The sequence below is a fragment of the Acinetobacter junii CIP 64.5 genome (assembly GCF_000368765.1).
GTDB classification, from domain to species: Bacteria; Pseudomonadota; Gammaproteobacteria; order Pseudomonadales; family Moraxellaceae; genus Acinetobacter; species Acinetobacter junii.
In genome coordinates, this window is record NZ_KB849655.1 from 755022 (window position 1) to 778774 (window position 23753).

Here is a 23753-nt window from a genome sequence, read left to right on the forward strand (position 1 = left end):
CAATCTTATTTTGAAAAAGAATAATTATGAATAGGGTCTGTTGACATTTACTGTTCATAATTAAACCTATAAAGGTAGCCATAAAAATATACAGGCTAAGGCAACAGCACTTTGATAATTTCTTTTGAGCTTGTCATATCGAGTAGCTATCCCTCTAAATTGTTTTAATCTACAAAACATATTTTCAACTAAATGCCTGATTTTATATAAATACCAGTCCATATGATCATTGTTCGATTGGCTATTTATTTTCTTTGGTATATTCGCTTTTGTTCCTTTTTTTCTGATCTGCTCACGCAGTGGTTCTGAATCATAGCCTTTATCTGCGCATACCACTTCTGTCTCTTTTAAATCTAATGTTGCTATTAAATCAGGTGCAACTTTGATGTCATGTGTAGTGCCATCGGTAATCATGAAATCAATAGGATTGCCATGTGAATCAACAATCAAATGTATTTTTGAGGAGTTTCCTCCTACACTTTTAGAAATGGATTGATTCGCTATACCGGCAGAATGTTGATGAGCACGTACGTGAGAGCCATCAATAAAAATCCACTCCATATCGGGGCATGATGCTAATAATTTGAATAATCTAAGCAACTTACCGCTGCTTGACCAACGATTAAAACGTTTGAAAATAGAGTTTGATTGACCGAAATAGGAAGGAATATCTCGCCACGGACAGCCTGTTCTAATTCTATAGAGAATAGCTTCAATAAAATTACGTGAATTTGAGTTGTGATGAATAGATAAATTACGCAAAATAGTTTTCAACTTTTGCCAGTGTTGATCTGTCAGCATGGTACGAGGCATAGCGAATAGTAAAATTGGGTTTGGCGATTTGATTTTACTACTTCGCTATTTTTTTAAGCTAAAAGTGTCAACACACCCTAATCATTTAAATTTTATAATAAAGAACCATTCATATTTTTAGGAATAAACATTGAATATTGAGTTTTGTCATCTAAGTCATATTGAAATCGCTGACATTATTTCGTTACTAACTAACGACCGAGTGCTCAAACATATGTCTTTGGCTAAAGATAGCCTATTTGATGAAAAACAATGTCTCGATTGGGTTAAAGAAAAAGAAAAACAATGGCAAGACCATGGTTATGGTCCTTGGGCATTTCTAGTTGACAATAAATTTGCAGGTTGGGGTGGCTTACAATATGAAAATGGAGATGCTGATTTAGCACTCGTGTTACATCCTCAATACTGGGGATTCGGCAAGAAAATCTTTAATCAAATTATAAGAAGAGCATTTAATGAAATGGGGATGGAATCAATCACGATCTTATTACCCCCTACAAGAAATAAATTAAAAAGAATTTATTTATTAGGATTTGAGTTTGAAAGTGAAATTATGCTTAGTGGAGAACTTTTTATAAAATATAGGCTATATAAACCATCAATATCAAATAAGATGATTTAGATAATCAATCATTGTTTTTAGAATAGACCACTACCAAGCTTTCATTGATCAAAAAATTATGTGAATCTGATTCAGTTCAAATCAACACGGTTTCAGACTATAATTTTCCATCCCTCTCGTATCTTACATATTTTCTTAAAATTATGAGTAAAAATGATTCTTCGCTTTCTAAAGATCAGTTTAATTTACTGAAAGCTTTTAAAAAGCAAATCTCAAATCCTCAATCCAGCAATCTTGTTAAACAAGCAGAGATGAAAAAATCTCAAGCTGTTGAAGAAGAAATGGAAGATACTGAGCTTTTTAAAAAAGCCTTAACAGGCGTAAAGCCAATTGATAATGGTAACATTGCACAAATCAAACCAAAACGCGTAAAAAAAATTGACGCGCAAACCCTTGCAAAACGTGCAGCAGCTGAAGGTAGCGCCGAACAGGAACTCACTGAGATTTCAGATACTCAAGCGATTTTAAATCCTGTGGCAAGTCAAGCTGCATTAAGCTATCGAATTGCAACTTTACAGCACAAAGTATTCGAAGACTTAAAAGCAGGTAAAATTCGTTGGTTTGAAGCTGTAGATTTACATGGTTGTACTGTCGAGCAAGCACGTGCCGCAGTTTTACAAATCATTCAGATGGCTAAAGACGAAAATCAAAATGTCATCAAAATTGTTCATGGTAAAGGTCCAGAAGCGATTTTAAAAACCTATGTAAATGGCTGGCTTAGACAACATCGTGATGTACTTGCCTTTGTCAGTGCACCTGAAAATCAAGGTGGTACGGGTGCTGTTCTCGTGCTACTAAAACGTGCAGAAAAGAATCCAAAGTACAAACAATAATCGGCATTTGACTCAAAATTAAGTTTTTGAATCGTTTTCTGATACAATTCCCGTTTTGTTCAACCCACCTAAGTGAACATTGTTATGTCTATGCAGCAATCGTACGCAAATATCTTAACTGCCGTTGGCGAAGATTTGAATCGTCCTGGCCTCAAAGATACGCCTATGCGTGCGGCTAAAGCTTTTTCTTTTTTAACTTCTGGTTATAGTAAAACACTTGAAGAAGTTACAAATAGTGCGGTTTTTCCATCCGATAACCATGAAATGGTATTGGTTAAAAATATTGAATTTTATTCACTTTGTGAACATCACCTACTCCCTTTTTACGGTCGTGTCCACATTGCATATTTGCCTGAAGGTCAGGTTTTAGGTTTATCTAAGTTTGCACGTATTACAGAAATGTTTGCGCGCCGTTTGCAAATTCAAGAAAACTTAACACAACAAATTGCTGAAGCTGTTGCCGAGGTGACACAAGCACGTGGTGTGGCTGTAGTGATCGATTCTGCACATATGTGTATGATGATGCGCGGTGTTGGTAAGCAAGAATCTACCACTCGTACTGTTTCTTTTGTGGGTGATTTTAAAACGGACAAAGATGCACGTCGTGAGTTTTTAAGCGCTGTCCCTGAGAGTTATTAATCAGAGCATTGTCATGACTTCAATCCAATTAGCAGGCTTTGGTGAGTTAATTCAATCTGAAGCCAGCATTGATTATCCTCGGCCTGACCGTTTGGTTAAGGGCAATCCACAACGTCTTACCTATGACTTATATACACACCCACATATGGGATGTGGAATTTGGCAATGTGAAGTGGGTGCTTGGAACATTCAGTTTGCCGATAATAAACAAGAGTTCTTTCAAGTCATTGAGGGCGTTGTTCGTATTCATGATGTCAAAACAGATTCATATATTGAAGTTTCTGCGGGTCAAGCAGGTATTATCCCACCTGCATTTGTGGGTACATTTGAAGTGATTGAAACTGTAAAAAAATACTTTGTTATTGTTGAAGTTTGATAGATTTTTAATCTATCAAACTCTTTAAAATTTAATATTAGAAGAACCAAACATAGCCCAACCCAACTTTACTCCAGTCTTTATGATCTTGCTGTTCGAAGTTCCAATTCAACCTTAAAGCATTATTTGAATTTAAACTATATTGGAGTTGAGAACCTACTCTTAGATTCCACTGACTTTGATCTTCCCAATACGGCAATTCAATTTGCACAACACTATTAATCGTATCCGTCCAGATATTCATACACCCAACTGTTGGTCCTACACCAACTCGCCAACCTTTATCCAGCGAACGACCACCTTGAAAATGACTTTGCATTTGGGCATAACACAAATGTCGACGATCATAATCAGCTAAGCTGTAGCCGACCTGCATATTTAGGTTCATAACACCATGCTGCTGATCATCACTAAAATTTCCTTGATCTAGAGCTTCTTGTTTCCAACCTAAATTAAATCCCCAAGTAATGGGTGATTTAAATGGCTGAATAGGATTATAGGAATTCACGGTCAATAAATCTAAATGTTCAAGCTTGAGTTGATCATCACGATATTGAATATTGCCGTCTAAAAACAATAATTGAGTACCTAAACGATAACCACCTTGAGGATCAATCAGATCATGGTAAGCTTGACGATGTCCTAACTCGATAAACTTCTTTCCTTGTAGTTCACCGACATTTACAGATAGATTTCGCGCATGGTGTCCTTCAACAGGTTGCATTTTAGGACGCTCAGGCTCTTGACGTTGCTTTTCAACATCAATTTGGCTTCTTTCGGCAAGAAGTTGTCTTAACTGCGGCTGTGCAAAGTCTACATCAACCTGACGACTGATATATTGCAGATACAAATCGTCATATGCCATTTCTAAGATTTTTGCTTGATCGTGCTGATTATATTTCTCTAATAAAGGTTGAGCCTTTTCAATATCTTGAAATGCAATTTGATGGGCAACTTTAGCCAGCGGTGTACCGTGTTGTTTTGCTTGTGATAATAATTGAGTTTCCAAGGCTGGACGGTAGACAACCTCTTTGACTAAGTCTTGTTGATCAACTGCCTTTAACGTTTCAATCGGAATTGCAGCATAATTAAATTGTTTTTTTAAATCTAAGTTCGGACGAACTAAATCAATTAATCCAAGTAAACGATACGCACAATTATCACTTACGAAATAATAAGGAAAACTTACATGCTGCATTTCCCAGATATGTTCGACTAAGAAACGAGTCTCTTCAGGCGTTAAATTTAACTCGTACTCCCACAAATCACGGCTTTCAAAGTCACCATACTCTTTTACTTTACGATAGTAAGGCATTAAAGAATATTCACCAGGATACTGCCCTGTTAGACCTTTCCAAGCATATGACCAATTATCTTCACCACTGACTGTCGCTGCATAGTTTACTGCGTATGAAACCAAGTTCAGTTGTTTCTGATCTTTAGGATCTAAACGTAGTAAGGTATGCCCAAACATCGAACTAGGATTCCCCATAAAGTCAGTTGCATAAATCAACGTAGCTTTATGTGGTTTAATTTGATTAATCCATTGATCAAACTCAGGACACTTCACGATTGGAAGCTTTTCGGTATCAATATTGAGTTGTTGGATCAACCAACGACTACGAGCAGGAAGTTTACAACGAATCGATTGATTCTCAGCTGAATTAATAAATAAAGCTTTTACATCGGCTTCTAATTCATTTTTTAAATTATTTTTTCCATCTTTTGCATAAAAATATCCATCATAAGTAACCTCACTTTTTTGCGATTGGTCAGCATACATTAGGCGTTGCCATGTGATGTCTTGATGCAGTTGTTTCTGCTCAGCAATCTTCAAATAATTTTGTATATCGGTTTCAACTGAAGCATGTGCAAAATGGCACATTAAAGTAGTAATGGTGCAAGTTATTAATTTCATTCAGTCGCAAATTTTAAGATTATTAAGAATAAATTATCTATAAGAAAACCCTGCCATTAAGACAGGGTTTTATGTTCAAACGTATTAAACGTAAGCTTTGAGTACAGCGTCTTTCGCCATTACACTTTGTAAAGAATCTAAAACTTGAAGCGTATTCTTATTTTTGCTTGAGTAAATTTCAGCAAAATTTGCTTTAGAAACAGCAAAGAAACGCGCTTTATCCGTTGCTTTGATCTGCATAAGTTCAGCAAGTACGTTTAAGCTTTCACCTTGACCTACTGCCATATCACGCGCTAAAGATTCAGCATTTTCATTTGTAAATGTAACGACTTGAGCCGTAACAGTTCCACCTTGACGGCATCCTAAAGTACCGAAAGTAATACCTAATAACTGGTTAGTAAAAATACCATTTGTAGTCGCAGCAAGGATTTTAGGTGCAATACCTTTTTGTCCAGCCCAAATTTGTGTACCAGCACCACAACCAACATCATTGTCTGCCATAGCTACACTTGAACCAGCTGCTAACAAAGCTGCTAATGCAATTTTTTTTAACATAGGAAAGATCTCCAGTATCAATTATTTATTGGTATTTGTTATCACTATCGTGCTTAGCATTAAATCTATACGCACGTGAATTAAAATAACGAGGTTAGCTTTTTTTAGCAAATAAAATTTGAAATAAAGTTGAAATATTTATATAGCAGTTAATAATCACTTCATTTTAAACTTAACTCTTGAGCTAGTTTAACTGCCAAGTTCCTTTTTTATCTCGTTTTCCTAAGATTTTTAATACCAAAACCAAACTTAAGAGTAATAATAAATACCAAGACCCCAATTTCCCCCATCCGACCATATGCCAAGCATCAACTTGACTTGGATACAGCCAAATTTTATAAAATGTACTAATGTTTTCAGCAATCCAAATCAAAAATGCAAGTAAAAGTAAGATTGGAAGCATCGGCACTTTGAACCGTGAATCGCTTAACTGAAAATATAATTTTGTTTTCCAGAAAATAATGATACTCCATGCAAATAGAACCAACCGATAATCTGGAATAAAAAACTTAGTCATAAAGTTTAAATAGGATAAAACGGCCAAACACAACATATTTGCAAATCTTGGCAAGTTCTCAAAAGAAACTTTATATAATCTCAATGAACGAGCAAAAAAACTACCTACAGCTGAATACATAAAACCCGCAAATAGAGGCACAGTTAATAGTTTGAATACTGCAGGTTGTGGATATTGCCAAGAAGCAATTGCTGGATGGGTTAGGAAAATTTCCATCCCCATCGCCATGATATGAAACAAAGCAATCACTTTTGCCTCTGCCCAAGATTCTAACTTTAAATAGATTAGGCAGACTTGAATGCTCAATGCATAAAACAATAGATAATCATAACGGAAGATACCATAATATTCTTGGCTTCCCATCGGTGCTGTTACTGCAAAAGCGATTAAAAGTAACAATCCAAATAAGGCAGCCGAAGCTGCCTTAGTTCCAAAATTTAAAGCTAATCCAATCAAATGCACGAAATGATCCTAATCAATTTAATCATGAAAAATTCGAAGGGATTAACCTAAATATTTCTGGCTGTATGCATGGACAGTATCTACAAAGATCTTCGGCTGAGCTGGATCAACCCATTGAGTAATACCATGACCAAGATTTGCAATATATCCTGTTTTTTCACCATTTTTATAAGCGTCATCGAGCATCGCTTTTACAGATTTTTCAATTGATGCTGCTGATCCATAAAGTACCGCTGGATCTAGATTTCCTTGTAATGCTGCACGACCATTTACAACTTCGCGTGCAGTATAAAGAGGTGTCGTCCAATCTAAGCCAAATGCATCTGCACCTGTAGTTAACATCGTCTCTAACCATTGTCCACCACCTTTGGTAAAGACAATAATCGGAATTCGGCGACCATCTTTTTCTCGTTGAAGCCCTGCAATAATCTTTGTCATATAATTCAATGAGAATTCCACATATTCTCGATGTGCAAGTGCTCCGCCCCAACTATCAAAGATTTGAATCGCTTGCGCACCTGCATCGATCTGTGCGTTCAAATAATCAATTACTGAATCTGCAAGATGATCAAGTAATGCATGTAACACTTCTGGTTGAGCGTACATCATATTTTTAGTGAAACGAAACTCTTTACTTGAGCCCCCTTCAACCATATAAGTTGCTAAAGTCCAAGGACTTCCAGAGAACCCAATTAAAGGGACCTGACCACCTAATGCAGATCGAATCGTGGACACAGCATTCATCACATAGGCTAAATCAGACTTTGAATTTAATTTCGGCAAGTTAGCAACATCTTGCTCTGTCCGTACTGTTTTATGAAACTTTGGGCCTTCACCTGTTTCAAAATACAGACCCAATCCAAGCGCATCTGGAACCGTCAAAATATCAGAAAATAAAATCGCAGCATCCAACTCATAGCGGCGCAACGGTTGCAAAGTAACTTCACAAGCAAATTCAGTGTTTTTACAAAGAGATAAGAAATCACCCGCTTGTGAACGAGTTGCTCTATATTCTGGTAAATAACGCCCTGCTTGACGCATCATCCACACTGGTGTGGTGTCTACAGGCTCACGTAGCAAAGCTCGTAAAAAACGATCATTTTTCAACGTTGTCATTACCAATCTCTAAATTTTTTCATGTGAAACGCATGATAACAAAGTTAACCCAATTTTTATAATTCCAAATCCATACAAAAATTCAGACTTCCTACATTATTTTTTTACTTAGACACAAAACTGCTACTGCAAGCTCACTGATTTTCTGTAATACTTGCAACATCTTATATCTCAATATGAATAATTCTTAAGGTTGAATTACATGTTCGTTCGCTCATTACTCGCTATGAGTTTAAGTTGTATTATTGCCAATGTTGCTTTTGCTGCCCCAACAACTGAGCAACCTTTAAATCCAAAAAAAATCTCGGCACCTGTTCAAGATCCGATTGATCCTTTAGCAGTAGAACGTTCAGCTGCTTCAAGCGTTGTTGCTCAACCAGCATCTAGTGTCGCTGATAATGCAGTTTCTGATCCTCAAGTAAACACAGGTGTTGCTTCAGCAGTTTCTTCAAAACTAGAAAATACTCCTGATACAACCAATACAACTCCAGCACCAAAAGTTACTTGGACTTTAGACAGTCTGAACAATTCAGAATGGTATGAAAATATTGGTAAGGGTCAATTTCCGGTATATGCGCGTGCTCATGTAATGCTAAACAATGCACATGCTTCACCTGGTGCAATTGATGGCTCAAATGGTAAAAACACTTTAAAAGCAATTGCATCTTTCCAACAGATGAATGGTTTAACACCGACAGGTGAACTTACCAAGGAAACTTGGGATGCATTAGTTGCGAAACAAACTAAACCAGCTTATGTAGAATACACAATTACAGAAGCAGATTTGAAAGGTCCATATGCCGAATCAATTCCTTCTGATTATGCTTTACAAGCAAAAATGAAAGGTTTGTATTACACACGTGTAACAGAAATGTTGGGTGAGAAGTTTCATATGGATGAAAACTTCTTGAAAAAGATCAACCCAACAGCAACTTTCAAAAAAGCTGGTGAAAAAATTATTGTTGCCAATGTGCGTAATGATTTACCAGAAGATATTCACTTGATCGTTGCACATAAAGGTGCTCGTCAGCTTTATCTTTTCAACAGTCGCAACCAAATGATTGCTTCATTTCCTGCGACAATTGGTAGTACTGACACGCCTTCTCCGACGGGTACGTATAAAGTAGTTGGCGTTGCAAAAAATCCTTGGTATAGCTATTCACCGTCTAACTTTGTTCAAGGTAATAACCTTAAACCTCTTTCTTTACCACCAGGTCCTAACGCGCCAGTGGGTAATATTTGGATTGGTTTAAGTAAAAAATCATTTGGTATTCATGGTACTCCAAGCCCTTCATTAATCTCTAAAACAGCTTCACATGGCTGTATTCGTTTAACGAACTGGGATGCAAATGATTTGGGTAACAAAGTTCGCTCAGGTGTGACTGTAAAATTCCTTGAATAATTCCAATCATTTCATAATTTTAAAAGCCGAATTTTATGATTCGGCTTTTTTTGATTCTATAATTATTCAACAACAGGTAGTGGCTGATAATAGATTTGATTTCGACCTAATTGTTTGGCTCTATAAAGTGCTTTATCAGCAGTATGAATCAATAATTCTTGGCTAATTTTAGGATTACCATTAAATACCGTAATTCCTAAGCTGATCGTGACATGATTTGAAACTAATGATTTTTCATGAGGAATCATTTGCCGATCAATTGCTTTATAAATATTCGTTGCGACGGCATAAGCACCTTGAGCCGATGTTTCAGGAAGCAATACAACAAATTCCTCCCCCCCATAGCGTGCAATAAAGTCCATGTGCCGAATTGAACTTTTAATGGTCTTCGCTATAGACGAAATAACCTGATCTCCCATTTGGTGACCATAAAAGTCATTATAATTTTTAAAATAATCAATATCGATAAACAGAACTGACATCGACTTATTTTCTTTACAAGCCATGTCATAGTAATAACTAAACATTTCCTCAAAAGTTCGTCGATTGGAAACCTTTGTTAATTCATCATGCTGGCTTAAATGTAAAAGTTCTGATGCTTGTAAACGGAGAATTCTCTCATTTATTTCCGAAATTTTAGTTTTTAAAAATAGTTTTCTTTCTTTTGAGGTCAACATGATGCTGATAGAAAAACCTAAGAGCAAGCTTCCTATAAACGTGCGCCCAAGCATCAAAAAATCACACGGTATATTAAAATAATAGAGGGATAATAAAATACATACTGCAGCCAGTGTTCCAATCCACAGCATATGATTGGGTTTTATTCCACTCAGAATGAAGCCTAACATATACAAAAATGCAATCAGTACCATTGCCTGATTCTGTAATACAACGTTAGACACACTCATCATCAATAAAGATGGAAAGAAAATTGTGCAAAAGCCAATAACGCAAGCAACTGGATAAAAAAGTCGGCTCAATTTTCTAAATCTAGAAAAAGTCCAAAATAAAAATAATGCTGCACCAACGATGAGTAAACTTAAAATGCTATAAACAAAATCAACAATAAAATGAGGACTGGAACGAATAACCAAATAGTTAGAAGGTAAGATTAATAAGACAAAAATCGTGTAAGTAATGACACCTTGTCCAAAAAACTGAATCGCATTAATACGTGTGCGATCAATGTTAAATTTCCAGAAATCTTCTTCTAGTTTTGCTGGTAAAGTTTTTTGTGTTTTTTGACCTTTATAGTGTCGAGCAACAAGCTGCTCTAGATCCTCTTTAGACCTCTGTAATTCATCAAGATCATATTGATTTTCCATCCTTTTTACTCTTCTTATGGTGATGTATTTTTGTGCTGGATAAAAATAACACAATTTCTCATTTTGTCATGCACTTTGCTTAACCACTTATCCGTAAATGTAGTTACCATTTTCACACTTTATGCATTATTATTTGTATTATTTTTAAGTTTGAAGTTCACCTTGAATACTATTACGCTTTTACAACCCGATGATTGGCATGCTCATTTACGTGATGGCTTAGCATTAAAACGCACAGTACCCGATTTGGCTAAACAATTCGCACGTGCGATTTGTATGCCGAACCTTGTTCCACCCGTCAAAACTGTAGAAGAAGCTGTAGCGTATCGTGAACGTATTCTTGCTCATGTACCTGAAGGCTTAAATTTTGATCCTCGCATGGTGCTTTATTTTACTGACTTTACATCGCCTGATGAAGTTAGAAAAATCAAAGAATCAGAATTTGTAAATGCAATCAAGCTTTACCCTGCTGGTGCAACGACAAACTCTGATAATGGCGTTAGTGATATTCGCAAAGTTTATGCTGTCATTGAACAACTTGAAGAACACCAAGTCCCTTTATTACTTCACGGTGAAGTAACTCATAACCATGTAGATATTTTCGATCGTGAAAAACGTTTCTTGGATGAAATTCTTTCTCCTTTATTGAAACAATTCCCTAAGCTCAAAGTCGTACTTGAACATATCACGACCAGTGATGCAGCAAATTTTGTTCTTGAACAAGATCGTAATGTAGCTGCAACAATTACACCTCAACATTTACTTTTTAATCGAAATGATATGTTGGTTGGTGGTGTGAAGCCTCATTTCTATTGCTTGCCGATTTTAAAACGTCAAACACACCAAACAACTTTATTAGAAGTGGCAACAAGCGGTAGTCCAAAATTCTTCTTAGGTACTGATAGTGCGCCACACGCTCAAAATGCCAAGGAAAATGCTTGTGGTTGTGCAGGCTGCTATAGTGCACCAAATGCGATTGAGCTTTACGCACAAGCATTTGATCAAGTTGGCAAGTTAGAGCGCTTGGAAGGTTTTGCAAGTATGTTCGGTGCTGATTTCTATGGCTTGCCAAGAAATACATCAACCATTACGTTGGTGAAAGAAGAAAATACCGTTGCAGAATCATTTGATTATCTTGATGGTCAAAAAATTATCCCACTTCATGCAGGTAAGACACTGCAATGGAGAAAAGTGTGACACACGAAGAAAACCAAGCCCCTGTCATTGGTCAACGTTTCCGTGGATTCTTACCTGTTGTAGTCGATGTTGAGACAGCAGGTTTTAACTCACAAACTGATGCTTTGCTTGAAATAGCATGTATCCCAATTGTCTATGATCAACAGGGACAATTTATACCTGGTCCTGCTTTTCATGCACACATTAATCCATTTGAAGGTGCTAATCTCGATCGTCGTTCTTTAGACTTTATTGGAATTGATCCTTTCAATCCTATGCGTGTTGCAATGGCTGAAGATGAACGCGGTGCTTTACGCCGTATTTTTAAATCATTGAATGAAGTCCGAAAAGCACAGCATTGCACACATGCTGTACTGGTTGGACACAATGCACACTTTGATTTAGGTTTTTTACAAGCTGCTATCGCACGTTCAGGAACTAAAAACCAAAATCCTTTTCATAGTTTTTCAGTTTTTGACACGGTCACGCTTAGCGCGGTGATGTTTGGACAAACTGTATTGGCAAGAGCATGTATTCAAGCTGGAATTGAGTTTGATGGTAAAGAAGCTCACTCTGCTTTATACGATACGCAAAAGACAGCAGAACTGTTTTGCTATATTTTGAACAAACTATCACCCCACCTTCTTGACAGTTTGGTGACAGAACCCTAATATACACCCACCTCAAGAAGTCCCTATCGTCTAGAGGCCTAGGACATCGCCCTTTCACGGCGGTAACCGGGGTTCGAATCCCCGTAGGGACGCCAAATTCAAAAAAGCCACTGCATCATTCAGACAGTGGCTTTTTTATTAGTTTTTTATACGTAGAGCTGCTAAAAAATAATTATTTTGAAAAATCTATTTTATTATCCTTAGCATATTTTCTACCCTATACTGAAAACTGATCAAAACTATAAATTTAAACCTAATATGCAAATCCGTTTATTCCACTTACAAAATTCACGTTCTCAACGCATCGTTTGGTTTTTAGAAGAATTAGGACTTCCCTACGAATTAGTCATCAACCATCATTCAGACTTAGATGAAAAGAAAAATTCACCGCATCAATTATCGAAATTTCCTGCCGTTGAAATAATAAATCAAGAACAAATTTTTATCTTAGCCGAAACTTCAGCGATTATTGATTACTTATCTTATCTATACCCTCAATTAGGGCAAAGTAAATTATTAGGATCACAACTTCAAAGTTTTTATTATTGGAAAAATTATTGTGAAGCCACATTTATTCCAGACCTATTACTCAAACAAATTTTTCACCAGATTGTACAACGTACACCATTTCCTGTTCGCTTCGTTTCAAAGTTTTTAAAATATGGATTTGATCAAAGCTATTTAAATCCATCGTTACAGCAACAAATGACCATGATTGATAAGCATTTAAAAGATCATTTATGGTTTGCTGGGGATCAATTTACGGTTGCAGATATTTTGATGTGGTTTCCATTATTGGCTTGCTCGGCAAATGACCATCAATTTAAACATATACAGCGTTATTTAGCCCAAATAGAAAACAGACCCGCCTTTAAAAAATCTTTAATCAAAGGACAATGGTCTGCTTCTACGTTTCAGTCCTATTGGACGATTGCGTGGTAATTCAGTTATGCCGATTTACGCGAATTCACTCGACCTTTAACAACCGCTTTAATATTGCCTTTGGCATAATTCAAGAAAACAAGTAATGGTGATAATTTAGGATTTGGTTTTTTACCCTGACCAATTGCTTTGAATTGTGCCGCATACCAAATGATTTCCATAATTGCCATTTTATCAACAAAAGGAATGCCTGTTTTAATTTGGTTTACAGCATAACGCACATCATTACCTGCAATTAGGCTATCTGTTAAATCTGTTTCAACCGCTAATGGTCGTGCAATCCCGATAAAATCACATGCACCACTTTCCAGTGCAGCATTCATACCTGCGACTGTACGGAAACCACCTGTCACCATTAACTTACATGTGACATGCTGACGAATCTTTTCAGCAAACTCTAAGAAATATGCTTCACGTGCAATAGTACTTGCTTTACGTGATTCTGCTTTTGCACCGGCCATTGCAGGTGCTTCATAAGTACCACCAGAAATCTCGATGATATCAATTCCTGCAGCATCGATTGCTTTAAATACTGCAATCACATCTTCTTCAGTAATACCACCACGTTGGAAATCAGCTGAATTGAGTTTTACCGAAATAATAAAGTTTTCTGAAGTCGCAGCACGAACGGCTTTATAAATTTCAATTAAGAAACGCATACGGTTCTCAATTGAACCACCCCATTCATCAGTACGCTTATTGGTTAGTGGTGATAAAAATTGGCTAATCAAATAACCATGAGCACCATGTAACTGTACACCTTCAAATCCAGCCTTCTCACAGACTGCTGCAGCTGTAGCGAAACGTTGGATGATATCTAGAATTTCTTCATGTCGTAACTCACGTGGAGTACCAAACATCGTTGCTAACATCGGGCTAAAAGGTACAGCAGACGGTGCTACTGTTTCTTTGTTTAATCCTTTTGGACATTGACGACCCGGATGTGACAACTGAATTAATTGTACCATACCGTATTTTTTGCCTACCGCAGCCCATTGTTGCAACTTCGCCAAATCACGTTCAGTTTCGATCGCAACGACACCTGGCTCATTTTTAGCCGCAATGTTAACCATTACATTTCCTGTAATTGCACAACCCAAGCCACCTTTAGCCCAAGCTTCATACAATCCAATATGTAAATCATTCGGCTGACCTTCGTGATTAGCTAAAGCTTCACTCATAGCACCTTTGATAATACGATTTTTGAATGTTGTGTTGCGAATTTGGATACTGTCTGCAATCTGACTCATGGTCATCCTCTGCTACAAATTAGAGTAATTGCTCTAATTTAATCTGATTATTGTTGATGTCAAGATATCTTCCGATAAGTTGACAATAACATATGTCAGTTTAATTACAATGCTATATACAAATCGCCTCAATCAATAATTTTGTGTATTCATTTTGAGGATCACGAAATAAATCTTGTGAAGCTTGATATTCCAAAGCTTTACCTTCATGCATTACCAAAACATTTTGGCAGAGGGATTTTATGACTTGTAAGTCATGACTGATCACTAAATAGCTGATCTGCTCTTGGTGTTGCAACCGTCGCAGAAGCAAAATAATTGCTTGTTGTGTAATGCGGTCAAGAGCTGATGTAGGTTCATCTAAGATCAACAACTTTGGTTTCAAAACCAAGGCTCTAGCCAGAGCGACTCGTTGCCTTTGCCCACCAGAAAGCTCATGTGGGTATTTAAATTTTTCAGAAGGTGTTAATTCAACTTTTATTAACACCTCATCGATCATATTTTCGATCAGGTTTGATTTTACTGCACTCAGTTCAAGCCCTTCTGCGATAATTTGAAAAACTGATAATCGAGGATTCAAACTGCTTAGAGGATCTTGAAAGACAATTTGAAATTGCTGACGCAAAGGTCTTAACTGTTTTTGATTTAGTTGATTGAAATTCTGAGTCTCGAAATTTATTTCTCCCTCACTAGGAATAAGTCGAGCAATTGCTAGTGCTAGCGATGTTTTACCTGAGGCACTTTGCCCCACAATACCTAAAGCCTCACCTGACATTAATAAGAAACTAATATTACTAACAGCTGTTTTATATTGTTTTATTTGATTAAATAATCCTTTTCTAATCGGATAACGTACTGACAGATTTTGAATTTCAAGCAACGTTTTTCCACTATTTTGTTCTAGTGCAATCCCAAAATCATGGTGCAACAGGCTTTTGGTATATTCGTTTTTGGGATGTTGAAAAATTTCATTTATATCACCCTGCTGTTCAATTCGTCCTTGATTAACAACTAAAACTTCATCTGCATATTGTTTAACAACACTTAAATCATGACTAATTAAGAGAATTGCCATTTTATGATGGTGTTGTAATTGTTTGAGCAAATCAAGAATTTGTCTTTGTAAAACAACATCCAAAGCTGTAGTCGGTTCATCAGCGATTAAAATTTCAGGTTCCAATGCCAATGCCATAGCAATCATGACTCTCTGCCGTTGACCACCAGAAAGCTCGTGTGGAAATCGTTTCAAGAGATGAGTTGCATCTTCTAAACCGACTTCATTTAATAAGTCGAGGGTCTTTTCTTTGACTTTAGATTTAGAGAATCCTTGCAACAACAAATTCTCTCCAACGATTTTTTCGACACGATGTAATGGATTAAGTGCTGTCATCGGTTCCTGAAAAATCATCCCAATTTTTTTGCCACGAATTTGCTGCCATTGATGCTGATTCATTTTAAGCAAATCCACACCATCAAACAGGATCTCACCTTTTACTTTAAGGCTATCAGATAACAATCCTAATATTGCAAGGCAAGTTATTGATTTTCCTGAACCACTTTCACCAACGATCGCCAAAGTCTGTGAATGATGAAGTTCAAAGTTGAAATTATCAACAAGCTTAGTGCCTAATTGGTTTTCAATACTTAATTTCTGAACTTTCAACAAGGCAGTATTATTGTTTGGGGTCAAATGCTTCACGAGCAGCCTCCCCAATAAAAATCAAAAGTGAAAGCACAATTGCCAAAGTAAAAAAGCCAGACAATACTAGCCATGGTGCATCTAAATTATTTTTCCCTTGCAACAGCAGTTCGCCTAACGATGCTGCATCCGCAGGTAATCCGTAACCAAGAAAATCTAGTGCCGTTAAAGCAATAATATTTGCTGTAAGCATAAATGGTATTTGCGACAAACTTGAACTGATTGCATTTGGTAAAATATGTTTAAAAATAATATTATGGTCTTTGACACCCAAAGCCTGAGCAGCGCGTACATAATCAAAATTTCGTGCTCTCAAAAACTCAGCTCTTACTAATCCTACTAATTCAGTCCATCCAAATAACAACATAATTAAAAAGAGCCAATATACATTTGGGTTAAACATACTGACCAATATCATCACAATAAACAGCATGGGTAAGCCCCCCCATACCTCAAAAAGTCGCTGTCCAATTAGATCAATCCAACCACCATAATACCCTTGTACTGCACCTACAACTATTCCGATGCAAGCTGCCGCTATAGTTAGCCCGATTCCAAATAAAAGTGAAACCCTTAGACCATACAAGATGCGAGCAAATACGTCACGACCTTGATCATCTGTCCCTAACCAATTTTGTAATGTCGGCTGAGATGGTACAGGAACAGTGAGAGATAAATTTGGAGTTTGATATGAAAAAGCTACAGTTGGTGAAATCATCCAGCCATGCTGTTGGATCAATTGTTTTACAGCAGGATCCTGATAATCAGTCGATGTTTCAAATACGCCACCAAATGTTGTTTCAGGATAATCTTTGAATATGGGAAAATAGAGTGACTGCTTATAATTAACAAGCAGAGGTTTATCATTTGCTATAAACTCAGCGCAGATAGAAAGACTAAAAATAATCAAAAATAAGATTAAACTGAAAAATCCCAATTTATTTTGCTTAAAACGATATAGTCGATTTCTTATTAAAGGTGACATCAACGCCCACCTCGTGATTCAAAATCAATGCGTGGGTCTATCCAGTGATAAAGTACGTCCCCTATAAGGCGAAGAATTAAACCGAAGAATGTAAATAGAAATAACGTACCAAAAATCACAGGATAATCACGTTGCGTAATCGCTTCAAAACCCAATAATCCTACGCCATCCAAATTAAAAATGATTTCGATAAATAAATTACCAACAAAGAAAATACCAACCAAGGTTTCAGGTAAAGCAGCAACAACAATCAATATCGCATTGCGGAATACATGTCGAAAAAGCACCTGATTTTCATTCAATCCTTTTGATCTTGCTGTCAGCACATAAGGCTTATTAAGTTCTTCAACAAAAGAATATTTCGTCAAATACGTCAAAGCAGCAAAACTTCCTAATACCATACTGATAATCGGCAAGCACATATGCCAAAGATAATCTTTAACTTTTCCTATAAAGCTTAAATGCTCGAAATTTTCCGACACTAATCCTTGTAAAGGAAACCACTGCCAATAACTTCCACCTGCAAAAAAAACCACAAGTACAATAGCAAATACAAATGATGGGACGGCGTAACTAATTGCCAATAACAATGAGGTCGCACGGTCAAAAAGCAAACCCTTCTTTTTGGCTTTGCTGATCCCTAGCGAAATTGCAATCATATAGATCAGGAAAGTACTCCATATACCTAAGGACAAGGTAACAGGAAGTTTTTCATACAGTAATTGTACAACTGTTTTATCCTTGAAAAAACTTGTTCCAAAATCAAGGGTTAAATATCCTTTGAGCATGATCCAAAACCGTTCATAAGAAGGCTGATCAAACCCATATTGCGCTTTAATTTTTTCGATCATCTCAGGGCTTAAGCCTCGAGCGCCTTCATACTGAGCCAATTCACCCAGCGTATTTGAATTATTTACGTTTACACCCAATCCTTGAGCATTTTGTATTTGTTGTATGGCTTGCTCAACTGGGCCGCCAGGTGCGATTTGTACGATGATAAAATTGATTAACAGAATTAAAAATAATGTCGGAATCATCAAAATCATTCTTTTCAGAATATAGTGAAGCATAAACTTAATCCTTCATTATTTGATTTAATGTTTAATCGAAGATTGATTGAGCATCTTGGCTTTCTTTGCATCAACCCACCAATATTCCCACCCGACAGAAAGTTTTGGTTTAGTTTTTGGTTGCTGATAAATATCCCAATAAGCAAACCAACGATCTGGTTTACCATATGTCAAAATATGGTAATAGCCCGCACGCAGTAAGCGATCTAGAATTCGAGTATAGAGTACAACTTCATCTCGACTTTTAGCTGCAATTATTTTTCCAATAATTTGATCAATTACAGGAGATTGTATTCCTGCATAGTTATAATTATTTGCTTCATTTGCAGCCCTACTTCCCCAAAACTGTGCCTGCTCTTTTCCAGGGGTCAAAGTCTGCGGCATTTTAAAAACCATCATATCGAAATCTTGACGACGTATCCGCTCCATATACTGCGGGACATCCACTTGACGCAAATTGACCTGTATTCCAAGTCGCTTTAAATTACGCACAAATGGCATCAGCTCACGTTGTGGATTCTCTTGCTGAAGTAATAATTCTATTTGAATCAATCGACCTTGAGGATCATGCAATTTACCATTAACGATCTTATATCCTGCTTGTTTCAGGATTGTTTGTGCGTGTAGTAAGTTATTACGATTAAATCCACTAGCATCCGACTTAGGATAACGCCAATCTGCGACTACACCTTGTTGGATGATCGGGTGAAGCTTCGCTAGATAAGGTTTTAAAATCTTCAGCTCAGCAGAACTCGGTTTAGAAACTGCGGCTAAGTCAGTATTATCAAAAAAACTCTGTAGTCGTCTATTTTGATTAAAAAAAAGTGCTTTATTTTGCCATTCAAAATCATAGGCATAAGTTAATGCCTGTCTGAAATAAATATCTTGAAATGGTGATCGTCGTGTATTAAATACTAAACTTTGTATATCCAGTGGGGTGCTTAATTGAGCCTTATACTTTTTAACCCAACCTGATCGGTAAGATGGAAAATTATACCCCATCATCCAATTACGGATATTTTTTTCTTCATAGAAATAAAATTGTTGAGATTTAAATCCCTCGAAACTCACTTCTAAGTTTCGATAATACACATATTTTAGTCGATCAAAATTATAACGCCCTCGGTTAACAGCAAGGTCTTTTGCCCAGTAATTTGGACTGCGTTTATAAGTAATACTCCGACCCGCATCGATACGATCAACTATATAAGGCCCTGATCCAATAATAGGTTGCAGCGTAATGCGAGTAAAATCTCTGTTTTTCCAATCTGCTTTTGAGTAAATTGGAAGACTCGCCACAATTAATGGCATTTCAACATTTTTGTTGGATTTAAATATAAATTTGATTTGGTGCTTTGATAGAATTTCGGTTTTTGCCAAATCTGATAAATACATCTGCAAACCAAAATTTGCTTTGGTTTGATATGTATCAAAAGTAAATTTCACATCATCCGATGTTAATGCCTGCCCGTTATTAAATCGTGCTTTAGGATTCAGGTGAAAAATTACGGACTTCAGATTGTCAGGATCATAAGTTACTTTTTCAGCCAGTAGTGGATACATCACTCGTGGCTCATCCAAAGAGCGATCCATTAAACTATCAAAAAGATAGTTCACGCCCTCTGTTGCACTCCCTTTTCCATTCATACTATTTAAATTATCGAAAGTGCCTAATGTAGATTGGCTAAATAAACCACCTTTAGGTGCTTTAACATCCGCATATGGCATGACTGAAAAATTGGCATATTTAGGCTGCACATGCATCCCTAAGTATGGTGTCGTTTGAAGGGCTGCAAATGTGGTTTGAGCAAAAAAGCTTAGTCCGAACAGACTAAGCTTTTGAGTTGTAGATAATAAAAGCATCAGTACTTACAGGTTTGGCACTTTAATAACATCACCTATACGCAATTGTGTACTTGGCGTTAAATCATTCATCTCAGCCAAAGCACTAGTTTCCATACCATATTTACTTGCTAAACCAATTAAGGTATCACCGCGCTTCACCTTATATTCAGTGACAACTTTAGGAACAGAAATCGTTTGACCTCGCTGTAAGCCAGCATTTGCTTTCAAGTCATTAAGATCAGCTAACTCACGACTCGACATACCAAAACGATTTGCAATACTGTTGAGGGACTCACCTGCTTTTACGGTATATTTTTCTGTATTTTTACTAGAAACAGATTTTGAGCTCGTTTTACTTAACTCAACTTTTGCTGTTTCTACTTTTGGTACATCACCAGAAAGTTTGAGTTTCTGACCAATCCGAACTGTACTATTACGTGACAAGCCATTTAATGCAGCTACATAATCGAGCTGTAGATAATAACGGCTAGCGATATTACTTAAAGTATCTCCTGATTTTACGGTGTAAATATCAGGTGCCGTTTCATCTTTATCTTTGACTTTTGTCGCTGTGACATTTGATGACTTGGAAGGTGTATCTCCAGCAAGTTTTAAACGTTGTCCTACACGTAATCCAGCAGTACGCTCTAATCCATTCAAATCAGCAATATAATTAACACTTAAATCATATTTGCCAGCGATTGCATTTAAACTATCGCCTGATTGAACGACGTACTGTTCTGGAACAGATGAACCTGCTGGTATTTTCAGGGTTTGACCTAAACGCACACCACTGTTGGACTTCAAGTTATTTAGATCAGCCAGTTCACTCAATGTTATTTTCGATTTACTGGCAATACTGGATAAGGTATCACCACGTTGAACAGTATAATTTTCAGTTTTATAACTTGTTGAAGCTGTCACATTGCTATAGTTAACCTTAGCATTTGATTCAGTAGGCTCATCTACTTTAGATACCTCATGTAGAGGTACATTGATTTTTTGACCAACCATCAAATCGCTCGTAGCCGTCAAACCTGAAGTTAGGTCAGCCAACTCTTGATTTGATAATGCATAACGATCAGCAATTAATTTGAGATATTCACCGCGTTTCACAGTATATGATTTTGTTGCCACTTTTTTATTAGTGGAAACTTTATCAATCTCACGACTACTTTGTTGAGAACTACGTATTGAATTTTTTGGCTCTTTTAAGCTCAGTTTTTGCCCTACAAATAATCCATCAGTAACTGATAAATTATTAAAATCGGCTAGTTGTTTGATACTCAAATCAAAACGAGCAGCAAGATTGGTAAGACTATCACCTGATTGAACGACATAGCTATCAGGCTTATTTTCTGTTGCTTTCACAACTTCAGCTTGTGGTTTTGCATCATAGAGATACAAGCTAGTACCTACAAACAAGGTTCCATTTGGATCAATTTGGTTCCACTGCGCGATATCACGCCAGTTCACTCCATTTTTCTGTGCAATCACAGCCAATGTGTCACCAGGTAATACGACATAAGTACTACGTTTGCCTTTTGGTGCTACAACAACAACATCGGTGTCCGTTTTAATATAAGGTTTACCTTGGTTTCGTTTAGCATCATCACTGTTCGCAGTCGTTTCGTCTTCAACCAAGTTTTTTGGATAAGCGAATCCTTTAGTGACTTCTTGACCTTTTTCATCAGCAACTGATTGGCTAGTTTGGATCGCAGTGAGCTTAATCTTGCCATCAAAAGGATCAACAATTTCAGTTCCTTTCGGTGCGATTGCTTTAATTTCAGCAACAATTTGGTCTTTTTCAGCCTGCGTAGGTTGAGGCTCTAAAACTTGAGCAACAGTTTTCTTCTCACCTTCGTCTTTTACCGCTGCAACGATTTGCTCACGCTCTTTTAGTGAAATTGGTGGTTCAATATTCACAGGTTTGACATTAGGCGCAGGTGTAATCGCCACTGGAATACGAGGTGCACTTGGTACATCAGCAGCAGCAGCAAAAGATGCCAATGCATCAGCACCTTTAGGCGTACTCATCTTCGTCGTTGTGGTAGATGTTGGACGCGTTGTAGTGCTTGCCGTTAATGGCGGAGGTGTTTTTGTCGAAGGACTAATGGCCTGTCCAGTACTTGTACGCGTTGTCGTTGAAGTACTCAATGTATTATTCATAGCAGGTGGAGTCTGATTGCTTGCCCAGAAGCCACTAGAACTTGATTTACCCGAACGAAGTTTTGCATCGATCGATGGGCTCAAATCTGCAGGAATCAAAATACGCATCGGACTTGTTGGATCAACCGTTTCACCACGATATGCAGGGTTGAGCGCATATAACTCTGCACGACTTAGACCTGTAATAGATGAAATTTGATTCAGATCTAAAGGTGCTGACAAACTGACTTCACGGAAGTGAGGACGATTGGCAATTGGAGGTAAAGCCACGCCATAAGCACTTGGATTTTTGATAATTTGAGCAACTGCTAAGAAACGAGGTACATAGTTCATTGTTTCTTGTGGCAATTTTAATGACCAATAATCAGTTGGTAAGCCAGCTGCCTTATTACGGTTAATCGCTTGTTGAATACGTCCAGGACCTGCGTTGTAAGCAGCTAATGCTAACTCCCATGATCCAAACTGGTTGTACAAACTACCTAAAAACTCATATGCAGCACGCGTAGATTCAACTACGTCACGACGACCATCATACAGACTGGTTTGCTGTAAACCATAAATACGTCCAGTACTTGGAATAAATTGCCATAATCCTGCTGCTGCTGCACTACTCGTTGCTGCTGGATCATATGAACTTTCGATAACTGGTAGCAAAGCCAATTCCGTTGGCATACCACGGCGTTCAGCTTCTTTAACAGTGTGATAAAGATATCGACTGGCACGCGCACTCAAACGATCTAAATAAGGTTGACGAGAAATAAACCAACCACGCTGTGCTTCGATACGTGAATCCCAATGGTTTAAATCCATTTTGAATCCAACAGTCATACGTTTCCACACATCACCGTGTTTTAAAACCAGTAATCGATCACCCTCTACTGCACGCATGTCGGTTGCTGATAGTAAATCCTCAAGCGAATCCAAACTACTAGCATCCAAATAGCCAGAACCTAATTGTTTTGATGATGAGACTTTAGAAGACTGAGGTGTAGATGAACACCCTGTCGTGATTCCTAGCGCAGCTAAAGCAGAAGTCAGTACAGTAATTTTAAATAATGATGTTGCAGATTGTTGCCACACCAATGTGGTCGATTTATACATAAAAACTTCCAGTCAACTCACGCTAGTTTATTTCTTCGATTTGCCATTGTAGTAAAGCATGTCACTTAGACAAGGCAATAATTTAACGTGATTCGCATCGAAATGTTACAAGAAATTAAAAAAGATGAGTTTTGTAACGTTCATCAATGCAATTTAGCTTTACAATACCGCCCGTAATCAAGGGGTGATACACTGTTTTCGCTTGTACTTTTTAAAAAAGTACTCTGCTTATTTTGATGATGATCCGCTCTACCATTCTCGTTTAAA

General features: G+C 37.2%; 20 protein-coding genes and 1 tRNA gene. 9 read left to right on the forward strand and 12 right to left on the reverse strand.

Annotated features, from left to right (window positions below; genetic code table 11):
- Positions 1-66: 66 nt before the first annotated feature.
- Positions 67-813: an IS5 family transposase gene (locus F948_RS09355; RefSeq protein WP_004963041.1), complete on the reverse strand. Its 747-nt coding sequence runs from the start codon at positions 811-813 to the stop codon at positions 67-69.
- Positions 814-943: 130 nt separating this feature from the next.
- Between F948_RS09355 and F948_RS09360 the strand changes: the two genes are divergently transcribed.
- From F948_RS09360 to F948_RS09375, 4 genes are all read left to right on the forward strand, one after another.
- A complete protein-coding gene (locus F948_RS09360) occupies positions 944-1435 on the forward strand; it encodes a GNAT family N-acetyltransferase (RefSeq protein WP_004963044.1) in 492 nt (163 codons plus the stop codon).
- A 143-nt stretch (positions 1436-1578) separates the two neighbouring features.
- Positions 1579-2268, forward strand: a complete 690-nt coding sequence (locus tag F948_RS09365; protein ID WP_004955223.1) for a Smr/MutS family protein — start codon at positions 1579-1581, stop codon at positions 2266-2268.
- Positions 2269-2358: 90 nt separating this feature from the next.
- Positions 2359-2907, forward strand: coding sequence for a GTP cyclohydrolase I FolE (folE, locus tag F948_RS09370; protein ID WP_017397502.1), 549 nt, complete (start codon positions 2359-2361; stop codon positions 2905-2907).
- Positions 2908-2920: 13 nt separating this feature from the next.
- Complete coding sequence (locus tag F948_RS09375; RefSeq protein ID WP_004963047.1) at positions 2921-3283, forward strand: cupin domain-containing protein; 363 nt, start codon at positions 2921-2923, stop codon at positions 3281-3283.
- A 37-nt stretch (positions 3284-3320) separates the two neighbouring features.
- Here F948_RS09375 and F948_RS09380 read toward each other — a convergent pair whose 3' ends face one another.
- The 4 genes from F948_RS09380 to hemE all read right to left on the reverse strand — a co-directional run bounded on the left by F948_RS09380 (position 3321) and on the right by hemE (position 7851).
- On the reverse strand, positions 3321-5201 hold the full coding sequence (locus F948_RS09380) for an Lnb N-terminal periplasmic domain-containing protein (protein ID WP_004963051.1): 1881 nt from the start codon (positions 5199-5201) through the stop codon (positions 3321-3323).
- Positions 5202-5285: 84 nt separating this feature from the next.
- Positions 5286-5756 carry a DUF3015 family protein gene (locus F948_RS09385; RefSeq protein ID WP_004912357.1) on the reverse strand — a complete coding sequence of 157 codons (471 nt, stop codon included), beginning with the start codon at positions 5754-5756 and terminating at the stop codon, positions 5286-5288.
- A gap of 184 nt (positions 5757-5940) precedes the next feature.
- Positions 5941-6735: a DUF817 family protein gene (locus F948_RS09390; protein WP_004963054.1), complete on the reverse strand. Its 795-nt coding sequence runs from the start codon at positions 6733-6735 to the stop codon at positions 5941-5943.
- Between the two features lie 42 nt (positions 6736-6777).
- On the reverse strand, positions 6778-7851 hold the full coding sequence (hemE, locus tag F948_RS09395; protein WP_004912363.1) for a uroporphyrinogen decarboxylase: 1074 nt from the start codon (positions 7849-7851) through the stop codon (positions 6778-6780).
- 202 nt (positions 7852-8053) lie between these two features.
- Here hemE and F948_RS09400 point away from each other — a divergent pair, with 202 nt between their 5' ends.
- Positions 8054-9253, forward strand: a complete 1200-nt coding sequence (locus tag F948_RS09400; RefSeq protein ID WP_004912365.1) for a L,D-transpeptidase family protein — start codon at positions 8054-8056, stop codon at positions 9251-9253.
- Between the two features lie 62 nt (positions 9254-9315).
- On the opposite strand, the gene F948_RS09405 is transcribed toward F948_RS09400, so the two are convergent.
- Positions 9316-10578: a GGDEF domain-containing protein gene (locus tag F948_RS09405; protein WP_004963058.1), complete on the reverse strand. Its 1263-nt coding sequence runs from the start codon at positions 10576-10578 to the stop codon at positions 9316-9318.
- A gap of 162 nt (positions 10579-10740) precedes the next feature.
- Between F948_RS09405 and pyrC the strand changes: the two genes are divergently transcribed.
- The 4 genes from pyrC (at position 10741) to F948_RS09425 (ending at position 13367) form a co-directional block, all read left to right on the forward strand.
- A complete protein-coding gene (gene pyrC, locus F948_RS09410) occupies positions 10741-11775 on the forward strand; it encodes a dihydroorotase (RefSeq protein WP_005402315.1) in 1035 nt (344 codons plus the stop codon).
- Positions 11760-12425: a ribonuclease T gene (gene rnt / locus F948_RS09415; RefSeq protein ID WP_004912370.1), complete on the forward strand. Its 666-nt coding sequence runs from the start codon at positions 11760-11762 to the stop codon at positions 12423-12425. The genes pyrC and rnt overlap by 16 nt, the downstream gene beginning before the upstream one ends.
- 19 nt (positions 12426-12444) lie before the next feature.
- Positions 12445-12520: transfer RNA gene (locus F948_RS09420), tRNA-Glu, on the forward strand.
- Positions 12521-12683: 163 nt separating this feature from the next.
- Positions 12684-13367 (forward strand): glutathione S-transferase, encoded by a 684-nt coding sequence (locus F948_RS09425; RefSeq protein WP_004963066.1) that lies wholly within the window; start codon positions 12684-12686, stop codon positions 13365-13367.
- A gap of 5 nt (positions 13368-13372) precedes the next feature.
- On the opposite strand, the gene F948_RS09430 is transcribed toward F948_RS09425, so the two are convergent.
- The 6 genes from F948_RS09430 to F948_RS09455 all read right to left on the reverse strand — a co-directional run bounded on the left by F948_RS09430 (position 13373) and on the right by F948_RS09455 (position 23486).
- Positions 13373-14617 carry an NADH:flavin oxidoreductase/NADH oxidase family protein gene (locus F948_RS09430; protein ID WP_004963068.1) on the reverse strand — a complete coding sequence of 415 codons (1245 nt, stop codon included), beginning with the start codon at positions 14615-14617 and terminating at the stop codon, positions 13373-13375.
- Between the two features lie 112 nt (positions 14618-14729).
- Positions 14730-16316: a dipeptide ABC transporter ATP-binding protein gene (locus F948_RS09435; protein ID WP_004963071.1), complete on the reverse strand. Its 1587-nt coding sequence runs from the start codon at positions 16314-16316 to the stop codon at positions 14730-14732.
- Positions 16291-17301 (reverse strand): ABC transporter permease, encoded by a 1011-nt coding sequence (locus F948_RS09440; RefSeq protein WP_004963075.1) that lies wholly within the window; start codon positions 17299-17301, stop codon positions 16291-16293. Before F948_RS09440 ends, F948_RS09435 begins: the two co-directional genes overlap by 26 nt.
- The gene (gene yejB / locus F948_RS09445; protein ID WP_004963078.1) at positions 17301-18371 is read right to left on the reverse strand and encodes a microcin C ABC transporter permease YejB; all 1071 of its coding nucleotides are present in this window, start codon (positions 18369-18371) and stop codon (positions 17301-17303) included. Before yejB ends, F948_RS09440 begins: the two co-directional genes overlap by 1 nt.
- A gap of 24 nt (positions 18372-18395) precedes the next feature.
- Positions 18396-20234 carry an extracellular solute-binding protein gene (locus F948_RS09450; protein ID WP_004963080.1) on the reverse strand — a complete coding sequence of 613 codons (1839 nt, stop codon included), beginning with the start codon at positions 20232-20234 and terminating at the stop codon, positions 18396-18398.
- Positions 20235-20240: 6 nt separating this feature from the next.
- The gene (locus F948_RS09455; RefSeq protein WP_004963083.1) at positions 20241-23486 is read right to left on the reverse strand and encodes a lytic transglycosylase; all 3246 of its coding nucleotides are present in this window, start codon (positions 23484-23486) and stop codon (positions 20241-20243) included.
- Positions 23487-23753 lie beyond the last annotated feature (267 nt).